Origin of the sequence: Idiomarina sp. OXR-189, from assembly GCF_034373425.1 — a bacterium.
Classification (GTDB): Bacteria; Pseudomonadota; Gammaproteobacteria; order Enterobacterales; family Alteromonadaceae; genus Idiomarina; species Idiomarina zobellii.
Genome location: NZ_CP139706.1, coordinates 897,170 through 915,746, shown reverse-complemented (window position 1 = coordinate 915,746; position 18,577 = coordinate 897,170). Strand labels below are relative to the sequence as shown.

At 47.0% G+C, this 18,577-nt stretch carries 17 protein-coding genes; 2 read left to right on the top strand and 15 right to left on the bottom strand.

Annotated features, from left to right (window positions below):
- Nucleotides 1-4: 4 nt before the first annotated feature.
- From UM402_RS04490 to UM402_RS04480, 3 genes are all read right to left on the bottom strand, one after another.
- The gene (locus UM402_RS04490) at nucleotides 5-1,288 is read right to left on the bottom strand and encodes a dicarboxylate/amino acid:cation symporter (RefSeq protein WP_058579459.1); all 1,284 of its coding nucleotides are present in this window, start codon (nucleotides 1,286-1,288) and stop codon (nucleotides 5-7) included.
- Nucleotides 1,289-1,384: 96 nt separating this feature from the next.
- Nucleotides 1,385-2,383: a protease SohB gene (gene sohB / locus UM402_RS04485; RefSeq protein ID WP_058579593.1), complete on the bottom strand. Its 999-nt coding sequence runs from the start codon at nucleotides 2,381-2,383 to the stop codon at nucleotides 1,385-1,387.
- 71 nt (nucleotides 2,384-2,454) lie between these two features.
- Nucleotides 2,455-4,857, bottom strand: coding sequence for a VolA/Pla-1 family phospholipase (locus UM402_RS04480; RefSeq protein WP_058579460.1), 2,403 nt, complete (start codon nucleotides 4,855-4,857; stop codon nucleotides 2,455-2,457).
- A gap of 186 nt (nucleotides 4,858-5,043) precedes the next feature.
- Between UM402_RS04480 and UM402_RS04475 the strand changes: the two genes are divergently transcribed.
- Together UM402_RS04475 and UM402_RS04470 are read left to right on the top strand one after the other, a co-directional pair.
- Nucleotides 5,044-5,796, top strand: coding sequence for a YciK family oxidoreductase (locus UM402_RS04475; RefSeq protein WP_058579461.1), 753 nt, complete (start codon nucleotides 5,044-5,046; stop codon nucleotides 5,794-5,796).
- Nucleotides 5,797-5,869: 73 nt separating this feature from the next.
- Nucleotides 5,870-6,946, top strand: a complete 1,077-nt coding sequence (locus tag UM402_RS04470) for a WD40/YVTN/BNR-like repeat-containing protein (protein WP_290609332.1) — start codon at nucleotides 5,870-5,872, stop codon at nucleotides 6,944-6,946.
- On the opposite strand, the gene UM402_RS04465 is transcribed toward UM402_RS04470, so the two are convergent.
- From UM402_RS04465 to UM402_RS04410, 12 genes are all read right to left on the bottom strand, one after another.
- Complete coding sequence (locus tag UM402_RS04465) at nucleotides 6,897-9,008, bottom strand: aminotransferase class V-fold PLP-dependent enzyme (RefSeq protein ID WP_058579462.1); 2,112 nt, start codon at nucleotides 9,006-9,008, stop codon at nucleotides 6,897-6,899. The two genes, UM402_RS04470 and UM402_RS04465, sit on opposite strands and share 50 nt — an antisense overlap.
- 62 nt (nucleotides 9,009-9,070) lie before the next feature.
- A complete protein-coding gene (nqrM, locus tag UM402_RS04460) occupies nucleotides 9,071-9,283 on the bottom strand; it encodes a (Na+)-NQR maturation NqrM (RefSeq protein ID WP_053952880.1) in 213 nt (70 codons plus the stop codon).
- 8 nt (nucleotides 9,284-9,291) lie between these two features.
- Nucleotides 9,292-10,212 carry an FAD:protein FMN transferase gene (locus tag UM402_RS04455; protein ID WP_322295452.1) on the bottom strand — a complete coding sequence of 307 codons (921 nt, stop codon included), beginning with the start codon at nucleotides 10,210-10,212 and terminating at the stop codon, nucleotides 9,292-9,294.
- A 114-nt stretch (nucleotides 10,213-10,326) separates the two neighbouring features.
- A complete protein-coding gene (gene nqrF / locus UM402_RS04450; protein ID WP_053952881.1) occupies nucleotides 10,327-11,559 on the bottom strand; it encodes an NADH:ubiquinone reductase (Na(+)-transporting) subunit F in 1,233 nt (410 codons plus the stop codon).
- A 40-nt stretch (nucleotides 11,560-11,599) separates the two neighbouring features.
- A complete protein-coding gene (gene nqrE, locus UM402_RS04445) occupies nucleotides 11,600-12,208 on the bottom strand; it encodes an NADH:ubiquinone reductase (Na(+)-transporting) subunit E (RefSeq protein WP_053952882.1) in 609 nt (202 codons plus the stop codon).
- Nucleotides 12,209-12,213: 5 nt separating this feature from the next.
- Nucleotides 12,214-12,846, bottom strand: a complete 633-nt coding sequence (locus tag UM402_RS04440) for an NADH:ubiquinone reductase (Na(+)-transporting) subunit D (protein ID WP_053952883.1) — start codon at nucleotides 12,844-12,846, stop codon at nucleotides 12,214-12,216.
- Nucleotides 12,839-13,615, bottom strand: coding sequence for a Na(+)-translocating NADH-quinone reductase subunit C (locus UM402_RS04435; RefSeq protein WP_053952884.1), 777 nt, complete (start codon nucleotides 13,613-13,615; stop codon nucleotides 12,839-12,841). Before UM402_RS04435 ends, UM402_RS04440 begins: the two co-directional genes overlap by 8 nt.
- Nucleotides 13,608-14,810 (bottom strand): NADH:ubiquinone reductase (Na(+)-transporting) subunit B, encoded by a 1,203-nt coding sequence (locus tag UM402_RS04430; RefSeq protein WP_053952885.1) that lies wholly within the window; start codon nucleotides 14,808-14,810, stop codon nucleotides 13,608-13,610. The genes UM402_RS04435 and UM402_RS04430 overlap by 8 nt, the downstream gene beginning before the upstream one ends.
- Before the next feature lie 2 nt (nucleotides 14,811-14,812).
- Entirely contained in the window at nucleotides 14,813-16,153 is a 1,341-nt protein-coding gene (locus tag UM402_RS04425; protein WP_053952886.1) for a Na(+)-translocating NADH-quinone reductase subunit A, read from the bottom strand.
- Between the two features lie 174 nt (nucleotides 16,154-16,327).
- Nucleotides 16,328-17,506, bottom strand: coding sequence for an enoyl-ACP reductase FabV (gene fabV, locus UM402_RS04420; RefSeq protein ID WP_053952887.1), 1,179 nt, complete (start codon nucleotides 17,504-17,506; stop codon nucleotides 16,328-16,330).
- A gap of 85 nt (nucleotides 17,507-17,591) precedes the next feature.
- Nucleotides 17,592-17,915, bottom strand: coding sequence for a BolA family protein (locus tag UM402_RS04415; protein ID WP_053952888.1), 324 nt, complete (start codon nucleotides 17,913-17,915; stop codon nucleotides 17,592-17,594).
- A gap of 125 nt (nucleotides 17,916-18,040) precedes the next feature.
- The gene (locus UM402_RS04410; RefSeq protein WP_053952889.1) at nucleotides 18,041-18,508 is read right to left on the bottom strand and encodes a hypothetical protein; all 468 of its coding nucleotides are present in this window, start codon (nucleotides 18,506-18,508) and stop codon (nucleotides 18,041-18,043) included.
- Nucleotides 18,509-18,577: the final 69 nt, after the last annotated feature.

The window sequence follows — 18,577 nt, the reverse complement described above, 5'->3', positions numbered from 1 at the left end:
TTACTTAAAGCTCTTCTAATTTCTTACCGGCATTCTCGTCATAGTAGACTTCTTCATCAAAGTCCCCTTCTGAGCGAGCAACAACGGTACTGACCATAGCGTCACCAGTGACGTTAACCGCAGTTCGGGTCATATCAAGTAGGCGATCAACACCGATAATTAAGCCAATACCCTCTACCGGCAGGCCAACTTGCTGTAGCACCATAGCCAGCATAATTAAGCCAACACCCGGTACACCAGCGGTACCAACAGACGCCAGAGTCGCCGTCATAATAACCATTAAATACTCTGCAATACCTAAGTCTAAACCGTAGACCTGAGCAATGAATACTGTCGCCACGCCTTGCATTATCGCAGTACCATCCATGTTAATGGTGGCACCTAATGGCACAGTAAACGAACCAACGCTATTGCTGACACCTAAACGGCGGGTCACTGTTTCCAGCGTAATCGGCATAGTCGCATTACTGCTGGCTGTACTAAAACCAAACAGTTGTGCATCGCGCATTTTCTTAAGGAATATACCCGGTTTGACACGAGCCAGTACACGCATAAACAGTGGGTATACAATAAGACCATGAGCAATCAGCACAAAGAGTACTAACAGGAAGTATTTGGCCAGACTGCCTATCATTTCTACGCCAATTTCGGTGAATAGCTTCGCCATTAGCGCAAACACACCATAAGGAGCAACCGCCATAAGTATGACAACCAACTTCATGATCACGGCGTTTAAGTCGTCAAAGAAGCCTTTCAGACGCTCACCAGGCTTACCGACTAACGCCATAGAAATACCGAATAACAGCGCAAATACAATAATTTGCAGCATGTTACCTTCTGCCATGGCATTAATTGGGTTATCCGGGAATAGATTAATAATCACTTCACTAATAGATGGCGCTTCATTGGCTTCAAAAGACGCCTCTGAAGAGCGCTCAATACCAGAGCCCGGCTGCACTACCACCGCCGAGAATATGGCAAAGCTTATGGCGATAGCGGTCGTTATCATGTACATGCCCACGGCTTTACCGCCTAAGCGCCCAAGTTTACTCGGGTCGCTCAACGAGCAAGTTCCCACCACCAGTGAAACAAACACTAATGGCACGACCAACATTTTCAGTGACGTGATAAATATTTGGCCGACAACATCGAATAAGCCATTGGTTAAATACAGTGACACCCAAGCATTGTCGCCAGCCACGTAACGAATGATTGTACCGAGAATGATCCCAGCGACCATGCCGATAACAATGCGGCTTGTCAGGCTGAGTTTTTTCTTTTCGCTCATAAGCGTCCTTTATTATTCATTCTTAAAAACTGCGTTAGACTACCAAAAAGTTGTTAGCTGCGCAGCTTTGTTATTGTAAGCGGCGTTTAACAGCTCTTATTGTGCGATATCTGAACGCGTCAACGACGACTTTAACGTCTGAATGACCGTTGAAAGGCCTTTTGCGAAACGTTCACTCATGGGTTTACGCACCACATAATTAAGTTGCAATACATTGAACGCTTTATGTTGCTCAAGTAACCAGGAGTCGCTGGTTGTTACCTCGTCTACCAGACCAAGTTCTTTTGCTTCCTGACCTGACCAAACTTCGCCAGTGGCAACCTTATCAATATCGAGCTCAGGGCGGTTCTCTTGAACGAATGCCTTAAACTGGCGGTGAATTGCCTCTAAGTCCTGCTTAAATTTACGGCGGCCTTCGTCGGTGTTCTCACCAAATAACGTCAAGGTGCGCTTATATTCACCGGCTGTTAATTGCTCAAAATCGACATCATGCTTTTTCAGGAAACGGTGGAAGTTCGGTATTTGTGCCACCACACCAATAGAGCCAATGAAGGAAAACGGCGCGGCTAACAGTTTGTGACCGACACAAGCCATCATGTAACCACCACTTGCGGCCACTTTATCAATGGCAACGTTAAGCGTAAGCCCGTGAGACTTAATGCGCTGCAACTGTGCAGCAGCTAACCCATAACCATTCACAACGCCACCACCGCTTTCTAAACGGACGAGAACTTCATCTTTCTCGGTTGCTAACTGCAAAATGGCATTCACTTCCTGACGCAAGTTATCGACTTCTTTAGCGTCCATGCTGCCTTTAAAGTCCAGCACAAAAAGGCGCCGCTTTTTTTCGTCTGCTGGCTTTTTCTTCTTCAGCGCCTTCATCGCTTTCTTGCGAGCTTTTTTGTCCATTAACTCTAACTTGAGATGCTCGCTAAGGTCCTTTAGCTCTTTCGACAGGTCTGTTACCTGTAAGTCACCTTTACTTTTCTTCTGCTTTTGAGCCGCTTGTGCCAGCAAACCAATAATAAAGCCTACAGCAATAACAATAATGGCCACCTTTAATAAAAACGAACCAATATCTACCAGAAACTCCATATACTTCTCCAATACGAAAAAGGCCAGCATAACTGCCGGCCTTTGAATAACGAGTTTTCAATAACCTGAGGTTATTCTACCAAATCTTCGTTACTGATTGGTAACTGCATCATGTCCGATGCGAACCAGAACGCGATTTGTTGTTGCATTTCAGCGGTAACTGCAGCAGATGGGCCGGCGTCAACCAGCGAGCCGTGCCCTGCGTCACCACCAAAGCGAACGATACCACGCACCGGTGTACCATCTTCAGACGTTGTCGTGGTTGAGATGCCTTCTAAACCTAGCAGCGCAGCCAAAGGCTCTGTGCCCGCAAGCGGCTTGTTCTCCACTGCATTAGGAATAACCGCATCACCAATTGCTTCAATCATAAATACAGGCGTCTCTGAAGCGACGACATCACTTGCGTAGTTAACAGGGTCGCCCGAGTCAACGACGGTTTGTGCCGCGAAAGCAAACTGCTCGAAAGTTGCGTTAATTTGAGCCACTTGCTCAGCTGGAGCTTGCTCCATGAAGCCAGCATAGAACTGTTCAAGCGTTGCACCACCGGCAATAGCTTGATCAGCGGCAGCTTTAAACTCCGCATTCGATGAGTAAAGCAGGCTTGCTTTAATTGTTGGACCGAAGCTCTCAGAGGCTAGCAGGAAGTTTGCTAAGCTACCGCCTGGCATGCCTAAGCTAGAGGCCTGAACGCTAAACATACCGTCAATCGCTGACAGTGGATGCCCTTCGCCAAATGAGGTGTTAGCTAAAGCTGTAAAACCAGTTCCGGCAATTGCACCTAGAGAGTGACCAATAAAGTGGACATCTGTGCCATCAATCTGCTCGCCGTCTGCTGCCATAAAGTTATTTAGGCTTACACGCAGCGAGACTAAGTCAGTAATTGACTGACGCAGGTTATCGCGAGTAGTAAGCAAACTGCTTAGGTTCATATACGTGGTTGCGTTTGCCGGGCCTGTCGCTGTGATATCAAGTTCACCGTCGCCATTCACGTCAAAACCACGTTCACCGTGTAATGGGTGGTCAATTGCCACTGTCGCATAACCCGCTACCGCCAACGTACCTGCAATAGCGGCAGCACTACTTTTATCGCTTGTAATACCGTGCTGGAAAATAACTACAGGCCAGCCATTAGCCGGTTCTTCAAGTGCTGGAAGACCTTGCTGTCCTCGTACCGCATTTGCTCTTGCCAGGTCAGGGATAGTCACGAACGCATTAACTGTTTCAGTGTCCTGAACTTCTGGCACTGGATTGTATTTTGTTAAGTGACGCTCTTCATCAACCCCCGGTAAATCAATACCGTTCTCTGAGGCAACACATGCCTCTACAATTGAACGAATAACACCTGCTTTGTCAGCAGCAATAGCATCTTGAGTGATACCCAAACCTAAAGCCCCTTCAGGAATTTGACCACTCTCAATGCCGCCAACAATGGTAACAGGGCTGTCACACTTCGCCGTCCAACGACCAGTAACTGGTGCAGTAGGGTTTTCTGCACTTGGAACAGTCAAATAGTAAGGAAGATCAACCTGGCCCCCATATACTTTTGCAGCCGATGCAACGGCTAACGTTGTTGGGTCAGTAATACCCGCACCAGAAAGAACTACATCTAAAGTAACTCCCTGCGGCGCAGCTTGCATTACTGGCGGCGCACCGGCAGCAATTTGTTGACCTAACAAGGTTTTAGTCATTCCCAAAACATCACCGACAGACTGAGTGGTAAAGTTTGAGCTGTAAATGACGTCTTCAGGGTCTACACCGAACTGTGCCAACGCGCCTTCATAACTATTAACCAGCGCTTGCAAGCTTCTGCCCGACTCCGTATCAGAAGCTGGAGCTTCATCAACAGGCTCTTTCATCAGCGTGTAGGTTTGTGACGCCTTTACACGGCGGCCTAAAGAATCCTGAATATTATCAGTTAATACAACTAGATAACCGGTCGCCGACTCCAAAGGACGAAGAGGCAATACCGCTAGGCTGCCTGCACCGGTCGCTTTAACCGTGAAGTCAGTACCGTGCTGTAACTCTTCAGTTACCGCACAAACAGCGGCTGGATTAGCTGCAGCGCAACCTTCAGAGACGGGCGTTCCACCTTGAACCGTTTTGAATACCCGAACAGCTCCCTGGGCTTCCACACTGGCTGGATCAACAGATACCTGCTCGCCGTTTTGATCAACAGGTAAAGAAAAATTAAACGCCAGAGTTGAGTGCGTTCCCCAACCGTCTAAACCGTTAATAGCAACCTGCGGGTTAGCTGTATCACTTGGGTCAGCGACCGGAATATTTAACGTGCCATCAACACTACCGCTCAATAAAATATTCGTCGGCGCTGGTATTTCACCGTTCGACGGGTCGAACACAACACGTGTTGCAGCGACATTCACTTCGTTTTCCGTAATAGGTGCTTCGTCACCGCTTCCGCAACCTACAAGGCTCAGAGCCGAACCGATTGCCAATGGGAGTAGTAATTTCTTCATGAGGTATCCCCAATCCTTTTTTATGTTTTGTTATTCTGTACCTTCTCTTAACGAAATTTATACACCTGTATTAAATAAGATTAAAGGCTTTTTAACGATTTTTCGTTCGTTTGCTGAGAAGTTATTCGAATATCGTTACAATAGCCTACTCACCCGACCACAGTCCAATGGTATTAAAAAACAGTTATGAAAATTAAAACCGTACACGAATACAAAGCCGCCCCGGACCTTCTAAAAGACAAAGTTATTTTAGTCACAGGCGCAGGCGACGGCATTGGTAAAGAGGCGTCAATAACCTTCGCGAAACACGGCGCTACTGTCATATTGCTCGGTCGCACTGTTGAAAAACTGGAGGCTGTTTATGACTCGATTGTCGAAGCAGGATACCCTCAGCCGGCTATTATCCCATTAGATTTAAAAGGCGCCACACCGTCTCATTACCGAGACATGGCTGCTACTATTCAAGAACAGTTTGGTCAGCTCGACGGTGTACTGCATAACGCAGGCTTGCTTGGCATTTTATCGCCGTTTACTCACATTGAAAAAGACAGCTGGGATGACATTATGCAGGTCAATGTGACGGGTCAGTTTGCAATGACTCAGGCGCTGATACCGGTTATGGAGAAAGCACCGAATGCATCTCTGGTGTTTACGTCTTCAGGTGTTGGACGCAAAGGTAGAGCTTATTGGGGCGCATACTCTATCAGCAAGTTTGCGACTGAGGGCATGGCTGAGGTTATAGCCGACGAATACGAGGGAACAAAACTGCGTACGAATGTCATTAATCCAGGAGCAACACGAACCAGCATGCGGTCAAAAGCTTACCCTGCTGAGGACCCTAAGAGCCTGAAAACACCCGCCGAAATTATGCCAACGTACCTTTATTTAATGGGTGATGACAGCAAACACGACAATGGCATTTGCTTTGACGCGCAGTAAGTCGCTTTGATGTAGCTCTGGGTTCATTACGCGTGCTACACTCGCTAGCAACTGTTAATAACGGGTTATAACAATGGCGATGACGAAGCTAGTACGAAACGCATGCTGCGCCGCGGCATTATTGAGCGGAGCTTCAACTTTTGGCTCCGCAGCCGCACCGCCAGAGCTGGAAATACTCGATACAATTAAAGAGCAACACTGGATTGGCATAAGCCCGGTCAGCCGCAACACCATTTGGGTCGCTGGTGAAAACGGAACCGTTGCTCGCTCAACCGACGCCGGAAAAAGCTGGCAGTACTTCCAGCCCGGCCCGGACGATCTTCAATTTCGGGACATTGAGGCTATTGATGACCGCCGGGCTTATGCGATGAGTGTCGGTGACGGCGGTCAGTCAAGAATCTACTACACCGAAAATGGCGGCAATAGCTGGCGTTTACGCTATCGTGGTGAAGGTGACTCATTTTTCAATTGCATGGCATTAGCACCTAGCGGTGAAGCTTGGGTGTATGGTGACAGTGTTGGTGACGAGTGGCGCATGGTCAGAAGCGCCGACGGCCGCAATTGGATGCAGGTTCGTTCCGCTGTTGCTGAGCCGCCGCAATCGAACGAAGGTGGCTTTGCTTCTAGTGGTAGCTGCGCACGTTTTAACAATGACACCTGGATGATAGCAACCGGTAATGCCGACAAAGCGCGCGTATTAGTTAAAGGCTCTTTCGGTATTCGCTTTAAGGTTATCGATGCACCTATGCAGGCAGGTCCTATGGCAGGTATCACCAGCGTTTGGCCTGACGATGAAGACAACTTTTATATTGCCGGCGGCTCACTGAGTGAAGAAAGCGACGAACAAGAGGCTCCACGCTTGTGGCACTATTCCAACGAAGAGTTCAAGGCGTTACCCGAGCCTCCTCTTAGCGGTGCGCTATACAGCCTCAGTAAAGTCTCACACGAAGGAAACTGGCTGCTAACCTCTAACCCACAAGGCGCCACAGCATTAAACGTTGGTTCCGGCCAGTGGTATCCATTATCTGATAAAAACATTTGGAATGTGCAGTGCCACGGCGATATTAGTTGTTGGTTCGTCGGCAAAGACGGCTTTATTGCTAGACTGCTTTGGCAGCCGGCGAGCTCAAAAGAGCAAGCCCTCCCATAAGGTGACGCGTTCGTTTGAATCCATGGCGCTGTAAAACATTAGCAACCACAGCGCTGCGGTTTCCCGAACGGCAGACACAGATAATATCGCGCTCTTTGAGTGTCTGGTGGTCATGAATAAATTGTATGACTTCAGTCACCGGCACATTAATAACGTCAGCTGTGCATGGAATGTCAGACACAACATGCTCCTGACGCTCTCGTACGTCAATCACGACAAGATCATCCCGATACCAAAATTCGTCAGTTTCACCAATTGGAATATTCACATCCTCGGACGGGTCGCATTGACCAAAAGTCTCACATAACGAATAGACAATACGATGCTCGGGATCATCTTTCGGGCAAACCAGTGCATCACCAGACACCGCTTTTTCATAATTGTGAAGCGGTGCAGCCCCCGGGAATACGAAGTCGGTCTTAACCTGACTTTTTAAGCCGGCCGGCTCACTCAACGCAAACACCGGGTGCTCACTATTGACACGAAAGAGTCGTCTTTCACCAATCGCAACACAGCCGTCTACATCAACTTCAGAGTCAGCAGGAACAGCGTCCCAGCTACGGTTATTGCTCTGAGGCCATCCAATGGCATCATGATTGCTGGACTCTCTTAGTAAAATACCTCTTAACAACTCTGCAGCTTCTGTAATATCTGTATCTGAGCCTGTACTTAAAACCGCCTTTACTTTATAGTCTCGGCAAGTAACGATGTTCTCAATACGAGCTGACAAAGCCGGGTGAGGGTCTATAACAACCAGTTCCTTTGCGCCCTTATCAATAATTAAATAACAGCAGTGCGCATCATATTTTAATTGGACGACGCCATCTAACGCAGCATCGTTATCATTATTTGTATCCGCAATGAGTAGACATGAATGTTTAAGTGCATCACCGGCCTGTCGTATTCGATAACACGCCTCATCAATCTCCTGCTGCGTGGTCGCCGGACCAAATGACATGCGAATGGCGGCTTGGCTTTGCCAGTCGTTGAGTCCCATTGCTCTTAGCACAAAACTACCTACTACTTTAGAGCTGCAGGCTGAACCGCCGCTGACACGAATTCCGCACGCGTCAAAAACATCCATAATGTCTCTTGAAGCAACGCCTCGAACAGAAAAGTTCAGTGTTGTCGGTACACTCAGTTCAAAATCGTGGTTAAACACAAGTGTTGGAAATGCCGTTTGTAAGCTTTCCGCAAGCTGCCGACGGTACTCTAGCAGCCTGGAGTCCGACTGTAGCACCCCGTTTTCAGTCACAAGTAACTCAAACAATGCGTTAAGTGCCGCGATACCCGGCAGGTTCTCTGTCCCTGAACGCTGGCCCGACTCTTGACCACCGCCAATAAGTAACGGCGTGAATGGCGCCTGCTCGCGGACCGCCATAAAGCCTATCCCTTTGGGACCATATAGTTTATGCCCACTAAAAGGCGCGTAATCTATGGTTGTTTCATCAAGCGTCAGAGGCAATTTACCGAGCGCCTGAACGCAATCCACCATCCAGGGTATCGAAGGATTATTGTTCCTTATAGCCTCTTCCAGAGCTTTAATATCCTGTTTAACGCCCGTTTCATTATTTACCGCCATTGTGCATATCATTGCGGCATCACTGACATGTCTCGCTATAAACTCAAGGTCTAAACGCCCCTCACGGTCGACCGGAATCGCTTTCAATTCAGCGTGGAGACCAAGCAGTTCATTCCAGTGCTCTAACGCTTGCGGAACAGCTTTATGCTCTGTCGCCCCATATAAAAGGTACTTAGAGCTGGGCCGAGTTTTCATTGCATGAGAGATGGCGGAAACAACTGCGGTTTGAATGCCTTCGGTAGCGCCGCTGGTAAATATAAGTCGCCCACGTTCTAAGCCAACTATTTTACGGGCAAGTTGCCTGGTAGTATCCAAAATATAACGAGCTTTAAGGCCAGTGATATGGCTACTGGATGGGTTTCCAAATACAGTTTCCATAGTGTGAGAAACTGCTTTGGCGATTTGAGGGAGAACCGGCGTTGTTGCGTTACAATCGAGATACAACTCATTACCGTTAGTCTGAATGTCTATCGGCTTCATTTCTCCCCCATTCGCTTGTAAAATTAAAAGTTATATCGTTATAACCTGTATGGGGTTTTTGATCAATTAATCTGGTTTTCTTTCCACTGCTGTTCTTTTTTCATACGTGCTTTGCGCTTATCGCAAGGATCATCGCAATCGCAAGCTTTGTCCATGCCCAGTGAGCTAATACCACCACAGCTACCTGAAATTGACTTTCTCTGTACCATATAACCAATGGCCATTGCCAAAACGACTAAGATAAATAAGGCAAATACCATTAAAAAGGTTTGCATGACTACTCCTATTTATTGCTCACTAATAAAGGTTTAAACCACTGACTGGTATACTCTTCAAAACCTTCATCAGTTTTATAAATCAGCATAACAGCAAGCTGATTTGCATCTGCAAACGCCTTTGCTTTCTCGGTGCCCATCACCAATAAAGCCGTTGCATAAGCGTCTACTGACATTGCATCATCCGCAAAGACTGACACAGATACCAAGTTGTGCTGTATTGGTTCTGCCGTTGCGGGATCAATAATATGTGAATATCGACGACCATTCTCTTCAAAATAGTTTCGATAGTCACCTGAAGTCGCTAAGGCGCCTTCTTTAAATTCGACAATTTCCTGAACAGCTCGTTCCGTAGAAACCGGTTTTTCAACAGCTAATTTCCACTTTTCATCGGCTGGCTTCCCACCTTTGGCCAAAATTTCACCGCCGATTTCAATAAGGTATTGTTTAATACCCAGCTGGTCCATTAAGTTTCCAACTTTATCTACACCATAGCCTTTGGCAATAGTCGATAAGTCCACATACATTTCAGGGTGCGCTTTTATCAGCTGATGGTTACTAACACTCAGCTTTTCATATCCAACTCGTTTAGAAATCGCTGACAGCTCTTCTGCTGTTGGCTGCTGTTCAGGCTTGCCGTTTGGTCCAAAACCCCATAGGTTCACCAGAGGACCAACGGTTATATCTAAAGCACCATCGGTTTCACGAGCAATAGTTAAAGCCCGGCTAACCACTCTTTCCAAATCACGACTAATAACCACCGGCTCGGAGCTCTCAAGCTGGTTAAACTGTGACAGTTCAGAGTTCGGATCGTAAGTCGACATTTGCGCGTTTACGCGCTCTAACACGGTATCGACTTTCGTTTGAATTTTGTCCGCCGAATGGCGCGGATCTTTACTAAATAGAACAACACTGTAGGTTGTTCCCATAGTCCCTCCGCTAAACTCGATACGCTCAGGCGCATCGGAGCAAGAGACTAAAAAGGCTAGCCCTAAAAGAGCTAGCCATAGTTTTACAATCGATAATTTCGACAGCATCACCAATTAACCACCAAAGTCATCTAACATGATGTTTTCGTCTTCGACCCCTAGGTCTTTCAACATATTGATTACTGCTGCGTTCATAACCGGTGGTCCACACATATAGAACTCACAATCTTCAGGCGCTTCATGGTCCTTCAGGTAACGTTCAAATAACACGTTATGAATGAATCCTGTGTCGCCGTCCCAGTTATCTTCTGGTTGCGGGTCTGACAAGGCAACATGCCATTCGAAGTTGTCATTCTCTTCTTGCAGCATGTCGAAGTCTTCAACATAGAACATTTCACGCAGTGAACGAGCGCCATACCAGAACGTAATTTTACGATCTGTATTTAAGCGACGTAACTGGTCAAAAATGTGCGAGCGCATTGGCGCCATACCTGCACCACCACCAATGAAGACCATTTCTGCATCTGTCTCTTTAGCGAAGAACTCACCAAATGGACCAGAAATAGTAACTTCATCACCTGGCTTAAGGCTGAAGATATACGAAGACATTTTACCTGCTGGCAAGCTCAAGTCGTTCGGTGGCGGTGTCGCACAACGAACGTTCAGCATAATGATGCCTTTTTCTTCAGGATAGTTTGCCATTGAGTATGCGCGAACAACTTCTTCATCAACTTTAGATTCAACATCTAAGAATCCGAAGCGTTCCCAGTCACCACGATACTCCGGGGCAATATCAAAGTCTTTATACTTAACGTGGTGCGGTGGAGCTTCAATCTGAATGTAACCACCGGCCCGGAATGGTACTTCTTCACCTTCCGGCAACTGTACAACGAACTCTTTGATGAAGGTTGCTACGTTGTCGTTAGACTTAACAGTACAATCCCACTTTTTGATACCAAAGATTTCTTCAGGCAGTTCAATTTTCATGTCCTGCTTTACGTTAACCTGACATGACAAGCGAACACCTTCGCGTGCTTCACGTTTAGTAATGTGATCAAGCTCGGTTGGCAGAATATCCCCGCCACCTTCTTTAATGGTGACACGACACTGTCCACATGAACCACCGCCACCACAAGCAGACGATACGAAGATGCCCGCGTTCGCCAATGCGCCCAATAGCTTGGTGCCCGGCTGGGTCACAATCTTCTTGTCTTCGTCTTCGTTAATCAGGATTTCTACATCGCCCTGCGGTACTAACTTTGATTTAGCGAACATAATTATCGCCACCAAAATCAGTACGATGATGGTAAACATCCCTACACCGAGCGCTATCAGAGTAATATCCATCGATTCGTACCTTTAACGTTTACTGATTCAACACACTGGATTAAAGAGATACGCCGGAGAACGACATAAAGCCTAAACCAATCAAACCTACTGACATGAAAGTTGCGCCTAATCCACGCAAACCATCAGGTACATCGGCATATTTGAGTTTTTCACGCACAGCTGCAAGCGCTACGATAGCTAAACACCAGCCAACGCCACTACCAATACCGTAAACCACTGACTCACCAAAGTTGTAGTCACGTTCAACCATGAACGAAACACCACCGAAAATGGCACAGTTAACGGTAATTAGCGGTAGGAAAATACCCAACGCGTTATAAAGTGCAGGCACGTATTTGTCCAAAGTCATTTCCAGAATTTGAACCAGTGCCGCTATCACACCGATAAAGGTTAAGAAACGCAGGAAACTTAGATCCGCGTCTGGAAAGCCAGCCCATTCTAATGCGCCTGGCGCCAGTATGTTGTGATAAACCAAGTTATTAACCGGCACCGAAATACCCAGTACGACGATAACCGCAACACCCAGACCAAAGGCCGTTTTAACTTTCTTAGAAACCGCAAGAAACGTACACATTCCTAAGAAGAAAGACAGTGCCAGGTTTTCGATAAAAATCGCTCGAATAAACAAGTTAATATACTGTTCCATGGCCCTTACTCCTTAGGTTCGACTTGTTCTGTACGGAAAGTACGAAGTACCCAAATGAATCCGCCAATAATGAAGAACGCACTTGGTGGCATTAGCAACAAACCGACTGGTTCGTACCAACCGCCTTCTGATGCTAGTGGCAGAATTTGTACATCGAACAAGCTACCTGAGCCGAACAGCTCTCGTATGAAACCAACCACCAACAGCACAACCGAGTAACCTAGACCATTACCGATACCATCCAGTAACGACATGAATGGAGTGCTCTTCATCGCATACGCTTCAGCACGCCCCATGACGATACAGTTGGTGATAATAAGACCCACGAATACCGACAGCTCACGAGAAATTTCATAAGCATAAGCTCTCAACACTTGGTCAACCACAATAACCAAGCTCGCAATGATGGTCATTTGTACGATAATCCGCACACTCGAAGGAATGTGATTACGGATAATCGAGATAAAGAAGTTAGATGCAGCAACAACCGCAGTTAGTGCGATACACATAACCAAGGTGTTGCTCATTTTTGACGTCACCGCCAATGCAGAGCAAATACCCAGTATTTGCAACGCAATGGGGTTATTCGCGAAGATTGGCCCGAACAATACGGACTTCATTTCTTTTGCACTAGCCATTTGTCAGCTCCCCTTTGCGAAGTTTATCAAGCAATGGGCCGTAAGCTTTGTCGCTCATCCAAAAATCGATAAGTGCATCTACGCCATTGCTGGTTAAAGTAGCGCCAGAAAGCGCATCAACTTCGTGCTCACCTGAAGCACCACCTTTAACCAAATCAAACTTCACTTTTCCATCGTCACCGTAAAGCTCTTTGCCTTCCCAGGTTTTAACCCAGCTAGGATTAGTGATTTCGCCACCTAAGCCCGGTGTCTCTGAGTGTTCATAGAAGTGAACGCCACGTACGGTGCTCATGTCGTCTTCTAACGAGATAAGACCGTACATTGTGCCCCACAGGCCTTGCCCGCGGATGTGCAGCACCGCACCGTTACGGTTGCCACTTTCGTCCATAACTAAGTAAACTTCGGTCATGGTTTCCATGGTACCTAAACCAGCAATGTCCTCACTTTTGTCAAGTTTGGTACTGGTTTCGGGGTCGCCGGCGGCTTTGCGGTTATCAAAGTCCTTCGGATCTTTGTCCTGCACCACTTGATAATCTTCCAAGCTAACAACGTGCGCTTTAATACGCTCGTCGTAGACAGAGGGAATATCCATACCGGCTTCTAAGATGCCTGCCGCGTTCAGGATGTGACGCTGCATCGCCAGCGCCGCGTTCTTTTCCTGCATTGGTTTAAGCGCTACCGCTGAACCAGCAACCAGAATTGAACACACCAAACAAAGCGCCAGCACAACACCTATCGTTTTGCCTAAGCTTTCGTTCTTATTAGACATTGCGTGCTAACCTCCGTTTAATGTTTGCCTGTGCTACAAAGTAGTCAAACAGCGGTGCAAAAACGTTCGCGAACAAGATAGCCAGCATAATACCTTCCGGGAATGCCGGGTTAATGACACGAATCATCACCGTCATGAAGCCAATTAACAGACCGTATGCGAACTTACCTTTGTTCGTAAATGACGCTGACACCGGGTCAGTTGCCATAAACATCATTGCAAAGGCAAAGCCACCTAATACTAAGTGCCAGTACCAAGGCATTGCGAACATTGGGTTTGAGTCGCTACCAATAAGGTTAAGCAAGCCTGAGAACAGTACCATTCCCACAAAAACACCGGAAACAATACGCCATGATGCAATGCGGAAGTAAATTAATGCCAGACCACCGATAAGAATCATCAGTGTTGAGACTTCACCGACTGAGCCCTGAATGTTACCTAAGAAGGCATTCCACCAGAGTTCAGTATCAGCGTAGTTCAGGTTGCCAAGCGCAGCCGCACCTAAGTTGGTTGCACCTGAGAAACCGTCTACCGCTGTCCAGATAGAGTCACCTGACATACTTGCTGGATACGCAAAGTATAAGAATGCGCGACCGGTTAATGCTGGGTTCAGGAAGTTACGGCCTGTACCACCAAAGATTTCCTTACCAATAACGACACCAAAGGTGATACCCAGAGCAACCTGCCAAAGCGGTGTTGTTGCTGGCAAAATCAGCGAGAACAGAACCGAAGTAACGAAGAAGCCTTCATTAACTTCGTGCTTGCGAACGGTCGCAAACAGAACTTCCCAGAAACCGCCGACAATAAAGGTTACCGCATAAATGGGTAGATACCAGCAGGCGCCATACCACATTTTAGTAAGCCAGCCAGCGTCGGCTCCAAGATCACCACCGAGTAACTGGAATAAGCCCACTTGCCATGCGTCTGATAACGCATAACCGTCAGCTAATGCTATAGCTGCCTGGTTACCGACGTTATACATTCCCCAAAACATTGCCGGGAATGTCATCATCCACACCAAAATCATGATGCGCTTCAGGTCGATGCGATCACGCACGTGCGTACTCGACTTAGTCACAGTACCCGGTGTGTATAAAACTGTGGCTACCGCTTCGTAAAGCGCATACCACTTCTCGTATTTACCGCCTTTCTCAAACTGCGGCTCAATACGTTCAAGAGTATCTTTCAAGCTCATGGTTAGCCTTCTTTCTCAATCTTAGTGAGACAATCACGCAACACCGGTCCATACTCGTATTTACCGGGGCAAACATAGGTGCACAGTGCCAGATCTTCTTCATCTAACTCTAAGCAGCCCAGTTGTTGACCTTCGTCTGTATCGCCAGACAGTAAGTCGCGCAGTAATAAGGTTGGCAAAATATCCAAAGGCATGACGCGTTCATAGTTACCAATAGGCACCATTGAACGTGACGAACCATTTGTCGAGGTTGTCATGCTGAATAATTTCTTCGGATTAAAATGCCCCGCATAAGCTCGGGTAACTGAGTGCAAGTCTGAACCCGGGCGCAGCCAACCAAGAAACTCTTTGTGATCGCCTTCTGGAATCACGCTTACTTGGTTATGGAAACGACCTAACCACGCATGAGCATCATCGGCTGTGTGTCCGTGTAAGACAGAACCAGAAATAATACGCTGGTTGTCACCCGCTAACTCGCCGTCTGTCAACTGGTGCAAGTTAGCCCCCATGCGAGTACGCAATAAGCGAGGCTCTTTAACGCCTTCGCCGCCTAAAGCCACCATGCGGTCAGTAAAGATTTCACCGGTCGTGAACAACTTGCCGTAAGCAATAACGTCCTGATAGCCAATGTGCCAAACCGGACGCTGCAAGCTAGCAGGCTGCAGGAAGTGAATGTGAGTACCGACTAACCCTGCCGGGTGCGGCCCCTGGAAAGACTCCAAAGTGACCTCTGCATCACCAGTATCAACTTCAGCGTCGCCCGCTTTAGCGACAAACAGTTTACCTTCAGTCAGGTTCGATAATACTTTCAAACCATCGATAAAGGCTTGCTTGTTTTCACTAATGAAAGCCGTTGGGTCGCCAGCTAATGGATTCGTATCCATAGCATTAACGAAAATAGCGGTTGCTTCTGCATCCAGAGCAGGAGCTTTACTGTAAGGACGAGTGCGAAGTGCCGGCCATTGGCCTGACTCAACCAATATTTCCTGCACTTTTTCACGACCTAGCGAGGTCAGTTTATCGCTATCGAACTTATCGAAGGTGACTTGCTCTTCACCATCCAGCTCAATAACTACCGCTTGTAAAACACGACGCTCACCACGCAGAATGTCTTTAACAACACCAGCTCCGGGAGCTGTGTATTTGACACCAGGGTTTTTCTTATCCTCGAAAATCAATTGACCTTTTTTAACGCGGTCATCGACTTTCACGTGCATGGTTGGGCGCATACCCACGTATTCTTCACCTAAGGTAGCAACCGTTGTTACGGCCTTACCGTCGGATAACTTTTGCTGGGGCGCCCCTTTAATAGGGATGTCCAGCCCTTTTTTGATCGTAATCATATGCGTTTGCACTACTCGTTAAGGGAAGATTCATCACAACCAGTCATAAAAGACTGAAACCTGAAAAATCAAAAAGTTACCGGCATAACTTTCCCCGGCTAGGGGTATTTTTGCCGGTAACTCGAAACGTTTTCCACACTTATCGTCGGAATTTTAGCATTTTTCCTACAACGCTTACCAGTTTACTTTTGGATTTACATCAGCATCGTAGTCGACGTTGTCAAAACCAAAGCCAAACAGTTTCAAAAAGTCGTTGTGGTAACCTTCATAGTCCGCTAAATCGTGGAAATTCTCTTGGGTGACTTTATCCCAAAGCGCTTCAACTTTAGCTTGTGTTTTATCATTGGTTTCATAGCCATCCATGTGCAGGCGCCCTGCATCGTCAAGCTCTGGGGTTTCAGCATAAAGCCCTTCAGTAAACAGGCGATAAATTTGCTCAATACAACCTTCGTGCGTTCCTTCCTCTTTCATTACGCCGTAAATCAGCGAAATATAAAGCGGCATCACAGGAATAGCGGAGCTGGCTTGTGTTACCAAGGCTTTTAGTGAAGACACATAAGCTTTCAGATTAACATCTTTATAAGTGTCATCTAGCGCAGATGAGGCTCTGTCGAGATCTTCTTTTGCCCGACCAATGGTTGCATGACCATAAATAGGCCAGGTCAGTTTCTTACCGATATACGTATAAGCCGTTGTCTGACAGTCATTCGCCAGAAGGTCGGCATCGTGCAGAGCTTTAATCCAACGCTCCCAGTCTTCACCGCCCATGACTTTAACCGTGTTTGCAATGTCGTCATCAGTCGCAGGGTCAAGTGTCACTTCGTGCACCTGATCTTTATCGGTATTATAGGTCTTCGTCGTGTATTGCTTACCAATTGGCTTAAGCACAGAGCTATAAAGCTCGCCGCTTTCAGGGTCTTTGCGCTTAGGTGACGCTAAGCTATAAACAACAAGGTCAATTTTGCCCATGTTATTTTTGATGTAGTCGATACTTTCCTGTTTTATTTCATCAGAAAATGCATCGCCATTTATTGAGTGGAATTTAAGACCTTCGCTTTCCGCTTCCTGGTGAAACGCAGCGGTATTGTACCAGCCTGCAGTGGCTGTTTTCTTTTCTGTTGGCTCTTTCTCAAAGCAAACGCCCAGTGTATGCGCTTGTCCACCAAAGGCGGCGGTAATACGTGAAGCTAAGCCGTAACCGGTAGAGCATCCAATAACAAGAACGTTTTTCGGTGCATTTTCGATAGGAGGTTGCTGCTTGACGTAACTTATTTGACGTTTAACGTTTTCGGCGCAACCGACCGGATGTGCGTTTGTACAAATAAACCCTCTGATTTTAGGCTTAATAACCATGTCGATATGTTCCCTTTTTCCGGATTATTTCCCCCATTGTAACCAATGAAAGCGCAGGAACACATCAGACATGCTTAATTTTTCTTTAATGCGCCGCGACTTTCGAGCCGCCCATACAATTCGGTGAACGTGGTGCTGTTCCGGAAACCTGTTCCCACTCGCCTTCAGTGTAGGTATGTAGCGCCAGCGCATGAATATCATTCATTAGCTCATCGGCTAAAATTTTATTGACTGCTCGATGCCGGTTAATCAGTCTCTCACCACTAAATTTAGGCGTTACCAAAACAACTTTAAAGTGCGACTCGGCATTAGGTCCGCCTGAGTGCATATGGCTCTCATCCTGCACTTCAAGGTGCACCGGCGCGAATGCGTCGCGAAGTTTATTTTCAATTTTTAAGCTTACTGACATGACGTTATCTCCTGCACTCAATGCCATAGTATTTAGTCTAGTAGACTCCTGTTCATTCGCAGGAGTTTTTTCTATTCATTACCCTAACTCTACGAAAAATCGGCAAATAAAGTTTGCTGCTTTGTTCAGTACGAATCATCCACCGCAACGTGACACACTTGTTCCGATGACGACAGAAACGCCACTAGGGGAAACACAGCGTCTTCCAGTTCGCCTTTTGATACGTTTGCAGGCATAGCCACATGGTAACGCTGAGCGCTGATATTCCCTTCTTTTTGCCACAGCAACCTTTGTTGGTCAGAAAGCAGTTCTGCAAGCTTCTCAAGCCCCTCATCACGATAAGGCGGAAACGCAGTAGGTTCACCGGAACCACGCCAACCTCTTAACTCACTCTCAGACGCGAGAAGGTCCTCGTTGACCCTGTCACGACAGAAACTCAATTCAATAACAGAACGGCTTAGTTGCCACTCGCTGTTTGGCAGCAACTGCTGGTCCAGCGACATAATTTCACTCTCTTTTAAGGTGTTTGTTGTTTGCTGCTCACAACCAACTAGCGCTAACAAGGCAACTAATGCGAATACCCAGTTTTTCATTCTTCAGCCCTCTCTTATTTGCGAGCGTATTATAACGTATTCACACCAACAAACCGTTGTCTTCGTGTT